Source organism: Parabacteroides sp. AT13, assembly GCF_002272965.1.
In the GTDB taxonomy this organism is placed as follows: domain Bacteria; phylum Bacteroidota; class Bacteroidia; order Bacteroidales; family Tannerellaceae; genus Parabacteroides; species Parabacteroides distasonis.
Genome location: NZ_NQMH01000001.1, coordinates 1,015,603 through 1,031,213, shown reverse-complemented (window position 1 = coordinate 1,031,213; position 15,611 = coordinate 1,015,603). Strand labels below are relative to the sequence as shown.

At 43.3% G+C, this 15,611-nt stretch carries 8 protein-coding genes; 5 read left to right on the top strand and 3 right to left on the bottom strand.

Annotated elements, in window-relative coordinates; genetic code table 11:
* Window positions 1-9 precede the first annotated feature (9 nt).
* The 3 genes from CI959_RS04800 to CI959_RS04790 all read right to left on the bottom strand — a co-directional run bounded on the left by CI959_RS04800 (window position 10) and on the right by CI959_RS04790 (window position 7,283).
* Window positions 10-1,755 carry a DUF6057 family protein gene (locus CI959_RS04800; protein WP_005859295.1) on the bottom strand — a complete coding sequence of 582 codons (1,746 nt, stop codon included), beginning with the start codon at window positions 1,753-1,755 and terminating at the stop codon, window positions 10-12.
* 229 nt (window positions 1,756-1,984) lie between these two features.
* Window positions 1,985-3,844 (bottom strand): RagB/SusD family nutrient uptake outer membrane protein, encoded by a 1,860-nt coding sequence (locus tag CI959_RS04795; protein WP_005859293.1) that lies wholly within the window; start codon window positions 3,842-3,844, stop codon window positions 1,985-1,987.
* A gap of 31 nt (window positions 3,845-3,875) precedes the next feature.
* Window positions 3,876-7,283 carry a TonB-dependent receptor gene (locus CI959_RS04790; RefSeq protein WP_005859291.1) on the bottom strand — a complete coding sequence of 1,136 codons (3,408 nt, stop codon included), beginning with the start codon at window positions 7,281-7,283 and terminating at the stop codon, window positions 3,876-3,878.
* A gap of 562 nt (window positions 7,284-7,845) precedes the next feature.
* On the opposite strand from CI959_RS04790, the gene CI959_RS04785 reads away from it, so the two are divergent.
* The 5 genes from CI959_RS04785 (at window position 7,846) to CI959_RS04765 (ending at window position 15,569) form a co-directional block, all read left to right on the top strand.
* On the top strand, window positions 7,846-11,229 hold the full coding sequence (locus tag CI959_RS04785) for a TonB-dependent receptor (protein ID WP_034526655.1): 3,384 nt from the start codon (window positions 7,846-7,848) through the stop codon (window positions 11,227-11,229).
* A gap of 36 nt (window positions 11,230-11,265) precedes the next feature.
* Window positions 11,266-13,140 (top strand): RagB/SusD family nutrient uptake outer membrane protein, encoded by a 1,875-nt coding sequence (locus CI959_RS04780; protein ID WP_005859287.1) that lies wholly within the window; start codon window positions 11,266-11,268, stop codon window positions 13,138-13,140.
* A gap of 126 nt (window positions 13,141-13,266) precedes the next feature.
* Window positions 13,267-13,989 (top strand): MBL fold metallo-hydrolase, encoded by a 723-nt coding sequence (locus CI959_RS04775; RefSeq protein WP_008779243.1) that lies wholly within the window; start codon window positions 13,267-13,269, stop codon window positions 13,987-13,989.
* Window positions 13,990-14,036: 47 nt separating this feature from the next.
* On the top strand, window positions 14,037-14,414 hold the full coding sequence (locus tag CI959_RS04770) for a VOC family protein (RefSeq protein ID WP_005859283.1): 378 nt from the start codon (window positions 14,037-14,039) through the stop codon (window positions 14,412-14,414).
* Between the two features lie 168 nt (window positions 14,415-14,582).
* Complete coding sequence (locus tag CI959_RS04765; RefSeq protein ID WP_005859281.1) at window positions 14,583-15,569, top strand: ROK family protein; 987 nt, start codon at window positions 14,583-14,585, stop codon at window positions 15,567-15,569.
* Window positions 15,570-15,611 lie beyond the last annotated feature (42 nt).

The window sequence follows — 15,611 nt, the reverse complement described above, 5'->3', positions numbered from 1 at the left end:
GGTTGTTGATCATTTTAGAGTATAATAAGACCAATAAGTGTCTCCGAACGACTTCTTTATAAGTTGCGGAAGTTGTGGGTTGTTCCGGTTCTGCACGACTAAATTCCGATAACCTGCGAATTTGCGGATCACATTTCCGGATACGTTAAAACGTTTCCAGTAATCCACATCCTTCTCTGCTAATAGGATAACAGCCTCTTGGAAACTCACGGGGAGAGAGGGGAGTACCGGTGTTCCATAATACTTTTCTATCAGCCTTTGGAAAGCTTTCATGTCTTTAGACAGCAGATAGATAGCCCCGGTGAATTGGATCGGGAGCTGATTTTCCGGATCTTGTTCCGCACGGATAAGTAAATCATGTTCCAGTCCGTTGATACCGGATAAGTTACTTTCCTTCGGAAGAGCTTTTCGTTTAGGCCCTAATACCGGATCAGCTTCAATCGCTTTGTCGTTATATAAGAAGCCTCTATGCCGTTTGGCCCAATCATGATAGGCATATGTTTTTTCTAAGATACTGATATATTTCTCGGCGATAGGATACGTTCCGTAAATCAAGTTTGTTTGAACAAGCCGTTGCAGGTTCCGGGGATTACCGGCGCCAATTACGGTGACATACCCTTCAAAAGCCATCTCCTGCGATAATGCGATTTCCCCTAGCGTAAAATAGGCGTCGCTTAACAGGGTGGAGACCGTAAAGGTCTTGTTCCAAGAGGCGAGTAACCCTTGAGGACCGTGTTGATCAAAAGCGAACATCCGGTCTGCCAACTCCCCTTTTTCCGCAAGTGCCCTATTTAAGTAAGTTAAATATAAATAGTTTTTGATCGGCCCGTGACAATGCCGGATGATCTCGTCCCATTGTTCGGTACGGGCATAATAATCCAAGACTTTTAGAGGATAGGCTTTCTGGTCGTTATACCGTGGAATCGTTACCCAGCAAAGGAATAGGATTAGGATGAATTGAACGGTAAGCTCTATCCCTGTTTTTTTCTTTGATTGGTTTTTGCCTTTAGGATATACGAATGCCCCGATCAAGCTAAGCGGTAAACAGACCCATGCGAAATAGATGAGATTGGGAGCCGCCAGAATCGGGTGGTAAAAAGCGTCCGGTAAGAATGCGAAGCGATAACTGGTGATGGTAGTTGACCAGACACTTCCGATCCCGATAAACAGGTATTCAATTAAAACCGCTAAAAAATAGAACCCCTGTTTGGAACGGCTTATCGCTTCCTTGAGAACCACACTTAATGAGAATAGCCCGGCAATCGGTCCTCCTATCCAAAAAAGTAGTGGGGTGATTACCAATGCGGCGGATAGCCGGTAACAGGGATCTTTTATGCGCATCCATGCGTTCAGGCTAATCAAACAAAATAGGAATGCGATAGTGCCTTGTACTAAATAATTGAAGTCGTATTGAATCAATAATAAGAATAAAACCGGGAGTAAGTAAAGCAGGAAGAGCTCTTTATTTGGATTAATTTGCAGGATGATCTCCCTCATTGTTAAGCCAATAGACGTAAGTATAGCTGCGATAATGAAAGGCCCTGCATAAGGCGTAATAAAGAATTGTGTCAAGAATTCCCCGATAATCAAAGATAAACCTCCCGGACTGCTGATTTTATCCGCAAGATAATCTTCGGAAAACTGGAATAGTTGAAGCTGCTCGATATAGAAGAAATGAAACTTGCCGGTTATTTGCAAGAAACCCCCTAATAGGACAAACAGGATCAAACCGAGGAGTATTTGTTTATATCTCATGGCTAGAGTACACGTTTCATTTTGATTTAAAGTCAAACAAAGATACGATTTTTATCGGAAATACCAATCTACACAAAACGAAGTTAACTTAATTGGCACATGGAGTTAACTTCGTTGGCAAAGTATGTTAACTTCGTGAGCAAAGTAAGTTAACTTACTTTTGGGGATTAAAAAGCAGGCCGGACATATCACATGCCCGGCTGCCCTTTCTGACTGTTAACCCACTTGTTTATTTCCAGTTTTCATTCTGAACTAAAAGACCATCCATCTTTAAGATTTCATTATGAGGGATAGGCATTGTTGCCCATTTTGCGTTGTATGTACTATTGGAATATTTACCTAAATGCTTAGCTTCGTATTTCACGAAATCATTTAATACCTCGGATGCGATACCCCAGCGAGCTAAGTCATACCAGCGATGACCTTCCATCGCTAACTCGATACGACGTTCCCAACGCAGTGCCTCCAGCGCTTTGTCTTTTGATGCGAATTGAGAAGGTGGATATAAACCTATACGATAGTTTGCGGCAGCATCTGTACTTTGCTTCCCGTTAATCTTGTCATCCAAAACATAAGTAGAACTAGCCTCGGTCATTGTTGCCGGATCTACTGCCTTTACATAGCTATTGGCGGCACGAGCACGTACTTGATTAATGTATTCACCTGCTTGTTGAGGCTGTCCTAACTCGATCAAGGTTTCAGCGTACCAAAGCAATACGTCTGCGTAACGGATCAAGTGGAAGTTTTTAGCAGTGGAGTTTGTTTGCGTCGTGTTAGATAAGCTTCCTTTATCGGCTTTTCTAGGGATATTCTTCTTGTTTAGGTATAAACCTCCGTTAGAAACATCACGTACCCAACCATCCAACGCATTTGGCACTGTCCAATCTAAGAATGGAGTCTCGAAACGACCGGTAGAAACATCCAAACGAGGGTCTGTATAGACGGTCAAATCAGTGTGAGGTAAATTGTTCTCGTCTAAAGTTGATAACGCAGGATCATTACGATAAGAATCATCCATTTTAGGTAATCCGTTTGCGTCAACAATATGAGCGTTGACCATATCATAAGAGGGTTGATAGAATCCCCAACCTCCAGTTCCTAACGCTCCGCTGAAGCCGATGTGCCAAGCTCCGTTGATATTGGCAGTTTGTTCTACGGTGCCGGAAACTGCAGCTTGGACATCGAATACAGATTCTCCTGTCCAGTCACTTTCCCCTGCTGTATAGAGTTCCTCGTATGTATCTGCCAAGCGGAACTTAGTGCCTTTGTTATCTTTTCCGTTTGCGATTACATCTTCCAAAATCGTTTTAACTTCAGTCCAATGATTAGACGTTCCATTTTTTCCGTTATATGGAGAGGATTGGTACATCTTTACTTTAGCCAACATAGCGCCAGCTGCCCATTTGTTTACGCGTCCTGCCTCGGTCCAAGTGTCGGGCAGATTGTCATAGGCAAACTGCAAGTCTTCTACTATCTTATCCCAGATATAGATATAATTCCCATTCTCATCCACATTAGAGACTTGTGGGTTCACGTTCTCTTTCATGGCTATGTCATCTACATAAGGAACAGCCGCTCCAAATAATTTTACGACCTCGAAATGGAAGAAACCGCGTATGAAGCGGGCTTGGGCGATTGTTTCCGTATAGAAGTCTTTACTTTGGCCTGCTATAGCCGAAAGCTCTTCTTTTGCTAAATCCGCTACCTTGATTACGTTGTTTGCGGTGAATACCCCATGGTAACTATGTGCCCATTTTGTTTCAAAATAAGCGTTGTCAGTTGTAAATGTATAAGTTTCCAAGCTGGTAAAGTCTGGTTGGTCTTGGAAAGTTGAACCTTTGTTTGCGTCACCTCCCATTACGTCACCATATACATAGTTGGTCAATGTCGAACGGAAGTATCCATCATTCGCATCTGTAGAGTTTAATCTAGCGTACATACCAGTTAGCAACTGAGTAATACCTTCTTGCGATACAAAATCCGGTTCCTGTTTATTTGTGACTGGCTTCACATCCAAGAAATCGGAGCAAGCAGTCATGCTTCCCATCGTGGCGGCAATGACTGCCGCATATATAAATAGATTTTTCATCTTGTTTCAATTTTTAGTTAGCAAATATTTGTTAGAATGTCACATTTACACCCATGATAAATTGGCGTGGCATACCATAAGAACCGAAATCGGTACCCATCGTACGGTCATTGGAACGACCGTCTGTATCTGTACGAACCTGTGGGTCTAGTCCGGAGTAACCAGTCAATGTGAATACGTTTGCTATTTGACCATAGATGCGGATCTTCTCAAACTTGATTTTATCTAAAATACTCTTTGGAAGTGTATAACCTAAAGTCAACGTTTGCATGCGTAAGAATGAACCATCTTCTATATAGCCGGAATTAGACTCATTTGCGGCGATTGTACTCTCACCATTAGCGGTTGCCCACATAGGATAGATACCATCAGGGTTGGTTACAGGATGCCATGAATTGTCGCGACGATCTTTAGAATAAGCGGACTGTAAGGAACCATAATGTGTATAATATTTATACATGGCGAATAGATCATTGCCTACGGAGAAGTACATATAAGTACTTAAGTCGAATCCTTTCCAGTTAACACCTAAGTTGATACCTCCTGTTAAATCCGGATGTGGGTTTCCAATGAATGTACGGTCACTAGCGTCGATCTTACCATCGTTGTTCACATCTTTTACTTTGAACTGACCTACATAATTGGCAGCGTTTAACGTAGAAGCATCAGATGTACCATATGGCAATACTGTTCCACCGGCATCATTCTTATAGTTACGGACTTCTTCTTCACTCTTATAGATACCATCTAGCTGATAACCGTGGAATTCACCGATTGCATGTCCTTTCATCAATACGTTCATGTTGGAAATACGAGTTCCGGTAAAGATTCCGGCATCAGTACCAATCTCATCCAGTCTATTCTTGTAATGCGACAAGTTTACGCCTACAGAGTAACCTACCTCACCGATTTTATCATTCCAAGTAATATTCAAATCAACACCTTTGTTCGTCATATCACCGATGTTTACTTTCGGCTTGTCAGCGGCACCGGCCAAAGCAGACCAGTTGGCATCGATCAACATATCAGAAGTTTTCTTGATGTAGTAGTCGAAGTTGGCGGTTAATCGTTGATTAAAAGCTGTAATATCGAAACCTGCATTAAACATCTTAGATGTTTCCCATTTTGCCTCGATATCACCAAGATTGGTTACGCCAAATCCTTGATATACCTCTGTGTCAGAACCATTGATGCTATAGAGATAACGGTTACCAGTACCATATTGGAATGCCCAGTTATATGAATCGATATTGGAGTTACCGGTTGTACCGTAACCGGCACGAATCTTCAAATCGTCTAACCAAGTACGTGATTTCTCCATGAATTTCTCGTCCGACATACGCCAACCTAAAGAGATAGAAGGGAATGTACCCCAGCGATTCTTTTCAGAAAAACGAGAGGATGCGTCGCGACGTACCGTAACTGTAGCCAAATATTTACCTTGGTAAGCATAGTCCGCACGAGCGAACATACCGAACATGGTGGATACAGCGTTCTGGTTTCCGCTATTTCTTAAGTCAGAGCTAGCACCGTTGTTGATTACCCAAGTGTTGGGATCATCTTCGAATGGATAGTTGATACGACCTGCCTGGATCCAACGTCCTAAACCCTCACGAAGTGCCTCTGTACCAATCACAGCATTGATCGTATGATCGTCGTTGATTGTTTTGCTATAAGTAGCGGTGTTTGTCCATTGATAATCTAACCAATAGTTTGCTTGCTCGTAGAACTCGTTGTTGTTACGTCCTTCTTTATTGGTCATGATCGTACGTTTGTTCATCCAGAAGTCCCATGCGCCACCTAAACGTGCGCTGAACTGAGTACGGATCTTCAAATTCTCTCCAAGGCTTTCTAAAGGCATAATCTCTGCGTAGATAGCTGATTGGGCACGTAAGAAACGACGACGATTGTCCTTGCCATAATCAACGGACATTGGTGCGCTCTCAGCACGTCCTCCTTCGGCATTTTGTGAACCGGAATAATCACCGCCAACTGTGTAGATAGGTACCCAAGGTTGGATGGAGAAGGTCTTACCGAAGGTATTATCATCACCTTGACGACCGCGTTCTCCTGAGTTCTCGATTACGGCGATGTTGGTATTCTGACCGATATTGAACCACTTGTTCACGAAGAAGTTTGTATTCGCACGCAAGGAATAACGACGGAACCATGACTCCTTGATCGTACCTTCACGATTCATGTAGCCTAAGCCTACTGAATAAGTCGCTTTTTCACCACCTCCGGTGATAGAAATCTGGTGATCTTGCACCTTACCGGTTTGAACTACTTCGTCGTACCAATTCGTGCCGGCACGAGCTTCTTCCTCAGAGTAGCCGTCCTCAAGCATTTGGTAGTAAGCGGAACGAGACCAAGTGTTCTCACCATTGTCTTTGTAAGAAGCTTCCCAAGCTGCGATACTGCCGTATTGAGAGATGATCTGTTCTTTACTATAACCAGCAGGTTTGATAGCATAAGGCATTGTTAAATGACCTGTACCGTCTTTACCTATTGAACCGAACTGGGCGTGGTTTACTGTTTGGCCACCGCGGTAGTTGAATAAATTACGTTGCCCTTCTTCTTGGAATTCCATAGCTTCCCAAGCGTTCAACAGACCATAACCGTCATTGGCCATCTTGGCTACACCGAAGTAACCGTTATAAGATACTTGTACACGGTCGTTCTTTTTTCCTTGTTTAGTCGTGATAACGATAACACCATTTGCACCTTTCGCTCCATAAATAGCGGAAGCAGCAGCGTCTTTCAATATCTGCATGGATTCAATATCATTCGCATTTACCGCATCGATATCTACTCCTTGTACACCATCGACAATGATCAACGGGTCTGAGCCGTTTACGGAACCCACACCACGTATACGAATCGTTGTCTCCCCTAATGGACCACCACCTGCTTGTACAAATACACCAGCAGCTTTTCCTTGCAAAGCCTCAGCGAAATTGGAAACAGGAGTCTCTTTTAACTCATCCGTAGCGACAACAGCCACAGATCCGGTAATATCCTTCTTCGCTTGTGTACTATAACCAGTAACGACGACTTCATCCAAAGCTTGTGAATCCTCGACCAGCGTGATCTTGATGTTTGTCTGATTACTCTTCAAAGTAACCTCTTGAGTTACGTATCCGATATAAGAGACTACTAAGATGGCGTTTGCGGGCACATTCTCTATAATGGCTCGTCCATCCATATCAGAAATATTTCCGATAGTAGTTCCTTTTACGACTACGTTGGCTCCAACGATAGGACCAGATTTATCCACGATGTGGCAGTTAATCTGTCGTCCATCTTGCTGGACACTCATAAATCCCGTACTAGGTGTAGGATACAGATGATCTGTTTCTGTTGCAAAGGCCGTTCCGGCTCCGTACAGAAGAAAAGAAGCTCCTAAGACTAATGGCTTCCATGATACAACATTTCTCATACAAATTTAGAATTTAAGGTATAATAAAATAAAAAACACAAACTTTTAACAAAATGAATTCACTACTCTCTCATACCTCTAAGGTATATTACATCTGTTTACATCTTAAAATAAGTAAACATCACTCTCTTCTTTTCAACTTCTTTTGTGTAGCTTCTTCATTATCATGGTTTTAATTATGAAAATCACTTCTTGTTTTTTTCATGATATTAAAAAAAACGACTAGTTGAAACGATCGTTTAAATCTTGCGTTTTCGAGAAGGGGGAAAGAGGATTTGAAAAAGAAGAGCTTTTTTGTGGGAAGAAAAGGTTATCTTTCCCATTAGCAATAAGATAAAATAAAAAAAAATGAACAAAAAGTTGCATGTGTCAAAAAAAAAGACAGATCTTTACAAACGACTAAATGAAACGATCGTTTCAACTAGTCGTTTTATGAAAAAACATTTAGACCATAAGTATTATAGATGAGTAATAGCTACAAGCTGTGATGTTGTGTCTATATGAAAAAATCAAATTGTTAAGTAGATTGTGTTTTTTGATTTATACCTTAAATTCTAATTTTATGAGTAATGTAGTATTTTGGAGACAGGTGTTTCTGGGAGCCTCTTTATTCCTTTGCGGCGGATATCCCATCATCGCTGCGGAAGTTGGCGATTTAACACCAAACGTAGGAACTCGTAGCCTACAACAAGATGGACGTAGAGTCATTTGTGCTATTTCAGACAAAGCCGGACCAATTGTAGGGGCAAATGTCCTTGTTAAAGGAACCACTATCGGAAATATCTCCGATATGGACGGACGTGTTATTTTAGAAGGTGTGCCTAGTAATGCGATTTTAGTTGTGTCTTACATTGGCTATGTCAGTCAAGAAATTCCTTTAAAAAGTAGTCAGACGAATGTGAGGATTCAATTGGTGGAAGATACTCAAGCTTTGGATGAAGTGGTAGTAGTTGGATATGGTACGCAATCGAAGAAGGACATTACCGGTTCTGTTGCTGTTGTTTCTACAGACGCTATCCACGAGACTCCGGTGGCGACTTTCGCCGAGGCTTTGCAAGGAAAAGCATCCGGTGTGTATATCTCTAATTCCGGAGGTCCCAGCGGTGAGACTACGATCCGTATTCGTGGTGTGGGTTCTCTTAATAGTTCAGACCCGTTGATTGTTGTGGATGGTGTATCCGGGGTGGATATCAGTTCCGTAAACCCGAATGATATTGAGTCTATGCAAGTGTTGAAGGATGCTTCAGCTACCGCTATTTATGGTGCACAAGGTGCGAATGGCGTAATTATCATTACGACGAAGCAGGGTACGCGTGCTGATCGTGTTCGTGTCTCTTATAATGGATATTTTGGTGTCGCTAAGATGGCTAACAGCGGTTATGATTTGTTGAACGGTTGGGAATCGATGGAATTCGAGGAATTAGGACAGCAGAATCTGTATAACTATCGTGGTTTGGCAACCTCTCATCCTCAATTCGGGCAAATCGCCGCTACGGGTGGTAAAGGTATTTCGATGCCTTATGCGATTAAGCCGGCCGGTTATAGCGAACAGCAGATTATTGATATGTATGGGAGCGTAGAGGCTTGGGAAAAGTCGTATGTAGACGATGGAAGCAGCTCTTGGGCCCGATCCGCGTATTATCAGATGTTGGCCGACGGTTATTCCGATGCGGAGGCTCGTAAGGGTACCAATTGGTACGATGAGATTGTACAGACCGGAAAGATCCAAGATCACCAGATCTCTTTGGTGGGTGGTGGCGAGAAAGCTACTTATTCTGTCTCTTTGGGTTATACAAATCGAGAGGGTACGATCCAGAATTCTTATTTCAAACGTTACTCTTTACGTACGAATACGACCTATAATCCTAATAAGTATTTCACGATGGGCCAAAATACGAACCTTGCCGCTATGGAAACGGGAGGAGAGTCTGGTCGTCAAGGAGATGCGAACACGTTCGCTAAGACTTATACCATGAATTCGTGGGTACCTATATATAATGTAGGAGGTGATTATACGGGATCCGTGGCACCTAATGCGGGCCGTGATATTTCCGCCGTGCATCAGGTAGCTATGAATGAGAATGATTGGACACGCATGTTTCATGGACAGACTGCGGTTTTTGCCGAGCTTTCCAATCCTTGGATCGAAGGTCTGAAGCTTCGTTCTCAGTTTAGCGCTCGCTTGAATGGTATGTGGAGTTTGGAGATGACCGAACGTCAAAATATGGCGAACAAAGAGGCTTCTGCCAACAATACATTGACTGAGACGGGCAACTGGCGTTTGAACTGGCAGTGGACAAATACGGCTACTTATACCAAGAAGATTCATGAAGATCATAATATTACCGTTGTTTTGGGTACGGAGGCTATCAAACAAGGTGTCGGCCGTTATATGCAAGGAACCCGTATCGATTACATCTTCGAGAGCGATCCGAATACTTGGACACTGGATAATGGTTCTTCTTCTAATATAGGTAACTCTAGCCGTTATCAAAGAAAAGTGACTATGTTCGGCCTTTTCGGACGTGCGGACTATTCTTATAAGGGTAAATATTTGGCGACATTCACGATTCGCCGCGACGCTTCTTCCAAGTTTGGCTCCAAGAACCGTTGGGGTAACTTCCCTTCCGCCTCCTTGGGATGGCGTATGTCTGACGAGAAATTTATGGAGCCTACCCGGAAATGGTTGGATGACTTTAAGCTGCGTGCCGGTTATGGTACGACCGGTAATTCGAATATTGGTTCTTACAACTATGCGTTCCAGTATGGTACGGGAAATTATTATATGTATCCTATCACGGGATCGGATTCAGAGACTTCTCCCGGTTATGTGCTCTCGAACTTGGGTGACTCGGACGCTAAATGGGAAACCACAAAAATGTTTAATATAGGTTTCGACCTTACGGCTTTGAGTAACCGATTGACCGCCGGATTTGACTTTTATGTAAAGAATACCTCAGACTTGCTTGTGCCTGCTAACTGGTCTGCGCTGGTTGGTAACGCATCAAAGCCTAGTATCAATATCGGTGATATGAAGAACAGAGGTGTTGATTTGTCCATTGGATGGAGGGACAAAGTTGGCGAGTTCGGTTATAACATCACGGCTAACATCTCAAGATACAAGAATGAGGTTACCCGGTTGGGATCTTCTGATTTGTTCAACGATACTCGTTTGAGCAAGGTGAATATTACTACGGTGGGCCAACCTGTCGGAATGTTCTACGGGTATCAGATTGAGGGTATTTATCAAAATGAGCAAGATGTTATTTCCTCGGGCGTTCTGCCTTATGGTGTGGCTACGGAAAACGATTTGGTCGCTTCCGCATGGGTAGGCCGATATAAGATGAAAGACGTGAACAACGATGGTAAGATCGACGCGGATGACCGTACGATTATCGGTAATCCTCATCCTGATTTGACCGGAGGTTTCAATATCTCTTTGACTTGGAGAGATTTTGATCTAAGTACTTACATGTATTACTCGATTGGAAATGATTTGTACAAACACTACGAGTACTATACGATGTTTGGAAACTTGCAGTCTAATTATTCGAAAGATCGTTTGGCGAAATCTTGGGATCCGGTGAATAATCCGAACGGTATTTATCCTTTGTGGACAACGACCTCGACCGAGGGCCCCGAGGCTGGTAACGAATCGAACTCCAATTATGTGCAAGATGGTTCTTATCTTCGGATGCAGACGTTGACTTTGGGGTATTCATTGCCTAAGAAGTTGCTGAAGAAGATCGGTTTCGAGAAGATACGTGTATACGGCCAGATCAGTAACGTGTTTACGATAACCGGTTATGATGGATTGGATCCGGAGGTTCGTTCGCATACTTCGTTCGAGAACGAATATGTATCAAGCGATATGAATAAAGGTATCGATTATGGATCTTATGGTATGCCTCGTCAGTTCTTGATGGGTGTGAATGTGACATTCTAACGTATGTGCTTTATAAACGATTAATTTGAATTCATTATGAAAAAAGTTCTTATATATTTTGCGATGGCGGTGGTTCTCGCGTTAGGCAGCACATCTTGTTCCGATTTCTTGGAGATCGAACCAGTAGGTGCGGTTAATGAAACCAATTTAACGGATCAGGAAGGTATTAATTATCTTCTTACCGGCATGTATTCAGCGTTAAATATTCCGGCGGCTACGACTAACTCTTATTTTGGGGCAAGCTTGACAAACTATACGTATGGTGATGTGATGGGCGGTGACGCTAATAAGGGGTCAACGGCTGCGGACCAATCGGACTTCACGTTGTTGGAGACTTTTAGCTTTACGACCGATAATTCCTATATCAAGCGTAAATGGGTGGCAGTATACGATGCGGTAGCTCGTGCTAATAATGTCATGCATTTGGCCGGTTTGATTAAAGATGAGCTTTCCGCTATACCGGGACAGGAGAAAGATTTTTATACCGAGGCCATAGCCCAAGCTCGTTTCATGCGTGGTTTTTATTTGTTTGAGGGTATCAAGAATTTTGGGGCGGCTATTCCTTATGTATCTTTGGAGGATTATGAGTCGTCCGTGAACCCACTGATATCGAATGTGGATGAGAGCGGTAACTATATTTATATTTGGGAACAGGTGGCTGAAGATTTGCAGTATGCTTATGATAATCTTCCCGGCGCATGGCCGGAAGAGCCCGGTCGTGCCAACAAATGGGCGGCTGGAGCGTTTTTGGCGAAACTGAGAATATTCCAGTCTTCTCCCTATAATGGAACGAATGGAACCTCCAACAAATGGACGGAGGCTAAATCGATTTTAGAAACGGTTATCGCTAATGGTACGGATAGCAAGGGCACGAAATATACCTTGACCCCGAGTTATGAGACGCTTTACACGGCGGGCGAGAGCGACTGGACGGGCGAGTCTGTGTTTGACGTCCAGATGGCAATCTCCGGTACGCAGTATTATACCAACGCGATCAATGGTAACTCTCATATCTCATTGTCTGGCAAGATTGGTTCCGGCTGGGGATTCTACCAGCCTTCTTATGACTTGGTGAATGCGCATATGGTGGATGAGAATGGATTGCCTTATCTCGATAAGTCGTATCAAAGCAAAACCTCGGTTACGACAATTGATGGCGATAATGTACCTCATACGGATTTGACGGTTTATACGGATCCTCGGGTTGACGTATCTGCGGGTCGTTTCAATGTGCCCTATATGGATTGGGATATACCAGTTACTATCGATGGCTGGATTCGTGATTTGGCGAATGGCGGTCCGTTCTTGAATAAGAAGAACCTGCCGAAAAAGGCGGATAAGGGAGGCTTGAGCTTGACTACAACCGGTGGCTCAACTGCCAAGAACTTCCACTTGATGCGTGTAGCTGAGCTTTACCTGCTTTATGCTGAGGCTTGTATAGAAACGGGTGATATCAATACTGCCAGAGAATATATCAACAAAGTTCGCGCACGTGCCGCACAAAGTTGTATCATGGCTGCCGACGCGAATAACAATATGGCTTTAACTTCTTCTCCATATGTATTGGAGGATAAGGTGAGCGGAAATACCATTGCTAATACGGCGGCTAATTATCGCATCGGCTTGTATCCTGCGAGTGGCTGGACAGTGGATAAGGCGATAAAAGCCTTGCGTTTCGAGCGTAGGATCGAGTTGGCGATGGAGGGGCATCATTGGTATGATCTTGTGCGCTGGAATGCGGCTTCTGAGGAGCTGGGTAATAAAGGTTCGGGCTTCTTGGCTTATGAAAAGAGATATTTGCTGAAGTACCAATCGGCTACGTATCCGGATAGATTAGTGACACTTCCGATCCCTAACGATGAAATTGTCACCATGGAAGGCGTATTAGTCCAGAATGAGAACTGGAAATAAATTGTAAGTTGATAATCATTGTGGGCCGGGCATGTGATATGTCCGGCCTTTTGTATATTTGTACCGTGAATTCAACAACCCGGTGAGGTTCGGTGTTCTTAAGATAAACAATAAATGAGGATCATTATGAGATTGGTGTATATTTATCATAGCGGATTCGCTTTGGAAGCGGATGGCTTTTCGATCTTGATCGATTATTTCAAGGATAGCGATCCGGACCCGGCCAAGGGATACGTGCGTAGCGAACTCTTGAAGCGTGCGGGCACATTATATATATTAGCGTCGCATTTTCATCCGGATCATTTTCATCCGGAAGTATTGAAATGGAAAGAGCAGAAGCCGGATATCAAATATATCTTTTCCAAGGATATATTGAAGCGTCGGAGGGCCAAGGCTGATGATGCTATTTATTTGAAGAAGGGGGATGCCTATCAAGATGAACTTCTGACCATCAAGGCATTTGGTTCCACGGATGTGGGGATCTCTTTCCTGATAGAGACAGAAGGCAGACGGATCTTCCATGCCGGCGACTTGAATAATTGGCATTGGAAAGACGAGTCCACCCCGCAAGAGGTAGCCGAGGCTGAGGGTAATTACTTGAAGGAACTGGATATAATAGCGAAAGAAACCTCTGTGATGGATCTCGTCATGTTCCCGGTCGATCCTCGTTTGGGTACCGATTTCATGAGGGGCGCCCAGCAATTTATCGATCGTATAAAAACAAGCGTATTTGTCCCGATGCACTTTTGGGAACGTCCGGCGGAGGTTATGGCTTTCGGCCCTTACGCCGAATCGAAAGGATGTCGTTATATCGTATTGTCTGTTCCGGGAGAAGGGACGGATATATAATATATTATTAATGTATAGGTTATTTTAAACACATAAATTTATTAGGTATGGAAGTTAAAGGTAGATTTGACCATTTCAATATTAATGTATTGGATTTGGATAAGAGTATCGCTTTTTATAATAAAGCGTTGGGATTGAAAGAGCACCATCGTAAGGTAGCGGAAGACGGTTCGTTTATCTTGGTTTATCTAACGGATGAGCAAACCGGTTTCTTGATGGAGCTGACTTGGCTGCGTGACCGGAAAGAACCTTATGAGCTAGGCGACAATGAGAGCCATCTTTGTTTCCGGGTAGCCGGCGATTATGAGGAGGTACGTAAATACCACAAGGAAATGGGAGCGGTTTGCTTCGAGAATACCAAGATGGGATTGTATTTTATTAATGATCCGGATGACTATTGGATCGAGATATTACCGTTGCGATAATTCTCCATTATTATATAACAATGTTGCTTAACATAAGTTTTCGAAAAAAGAAGATAAAATGACAGGAATCTGTAAAATTTTCTTCAAATCGTATTGCAACTTGTGTTAAACCTCTTATATTTGCTACCTAGAAAGAGGAAAATCATTATTAATCCTAAATATAAAATCATGGAGAAGCCTTATGTAGTAGGTATCGATATAGGTGGTACCAACACTGTTTTTGGTGTAGTTGACGCAAGAGGAACAATCTTGTATAGTGGATCAATTAAGACTGGTAAATATGCAGACGTTAATGACTATGTAGCGGAATTAGCTAAAGGTCTGAAGTCTGTTATTGATCAGGCTGGTGGTCCGGATAAGATTAAAGGTGTGGGTGTAGGTGCTCCGAACGGAAACTTTTTCAACGGATGTATCGAATTCGCTCCGAACTTGCCTTGGAAAGGTAAGATTCCTTTGGCTCAATTGATCAGCGAACAGATTGATGGTATTCCTGTTGCTTTAACAAACGACGCCAACGCTGCCGCTATCGGTGAGATGACTTATGGAGCCGCTCGCGGTATGAAAGATTTTATCGTGATCACTTTGGGTACCGGCGTGGGTAGCGGTATCGTAGTAGGTGGTAACTTGGTATACGGACATGACGGTTTTGCCGGTGAGTTGGGCCATGTTATCATGCGTCGTAACAACGGTCGTCAGTGTGGTTGCGGTCGTCAAGGATGTCTGGAGGCTTATGCTTCAGCTACCGGTGTGGCTCGTACGGCTCGTGAATATCTGGAAATCCGTAAGGACGAGAGTGTTCTTCGCGACTTGGATCCGGATGAAATCACTTCAAAAGACGTATACGACGCAGCTATGAAGAATGATAAGATCGCTCTTGAGATTTTCGAGGCTACCGGCTCTATGTTGGGAGAGGCTTTCGCTGATTTCGTAGCATTCTCTAGCCCGGAGGCTATCATTTTGTTTGGCGGTCTTACGAAAGCTGGCGATTTGATCATGAACCCGATTAAACGTTCAATGGAGAAAAATATGTTGAAGGTTTACGCAGGTAAGACTAAATTATTATTCTCTCAATTGAAAGAGAGCGACGCTGCCGTATTAGGAGCAAGTGCTTTGGGTTGGGAAGTAAGAGACCAAAGCGCTGGTTTGGAAGTCTAAATCCGGTTTTACGTATAACGAAAAGACATTTGCGAAATAAGG

What these genes read in the sequence shown, in the direction of transcription:
- CI959_RS04775 (WP_008779243.1), top strand. Translation starts at nt 13,267, where the DNA reads ATGAGATTGGTGTATATTTATCATAGCGGATTCGCTTTGGAAGCGGAT.
- CI959_RS04770 (WP_005859283.1), top strand. Translation starts at nt 14,037, where the DNA reads ATGGAAGTTAAAGGTAGATTTGACCATTTCAATATTAATGTATTGGAT.
- CI959_RS04785 (WP_034526655.1), top strand. Translation starts at nt 7,846, where the DNA reads ATGAGTAATGTAGTATTTTGGAGACAGGTGTTTCTGGGAGCCTCTTTA.
- CI959_RS04795 (WP_005859293.1), bottom strand. Translation starts at nt 3,844, where the DNA reads ATGAAAAATCTATTTATATATGCGGCAGTCATTGCCGCCACGATGGGA.
- CI959_RS04800 (WP_005859295.1), bottom strand. Translation starts at nt 1,755, where the DNA reads ATGAGATATAAACAAATACTCCTCGGTTTGATCCTGTTTGTCCTATTA.
- CI959_RS04765 (WP_005859281.1), top strand. Translation starts at nt 14,583, where the DNA reads ATGGAGAAGCCTTATGTAGTAGGTATCGATATAGGTGGTACCAACACT.
- CI959_RS04790 (WP_005859291.1), bottom strand. Translation starts at nt 7,283, where the DNA reads ATGAGAAATGTTGTATCATGGAAGCCATTAGTCTTAGGAGCTTCTTTT.
- CI959_RS04780 (WP_005859287.1), top strand. Translation starts at nt 11,266, where the DNA reads ATGAAAAAAGTTCTTATATATTTTGCGATGGCGGTGGTTCTCGCGTTA.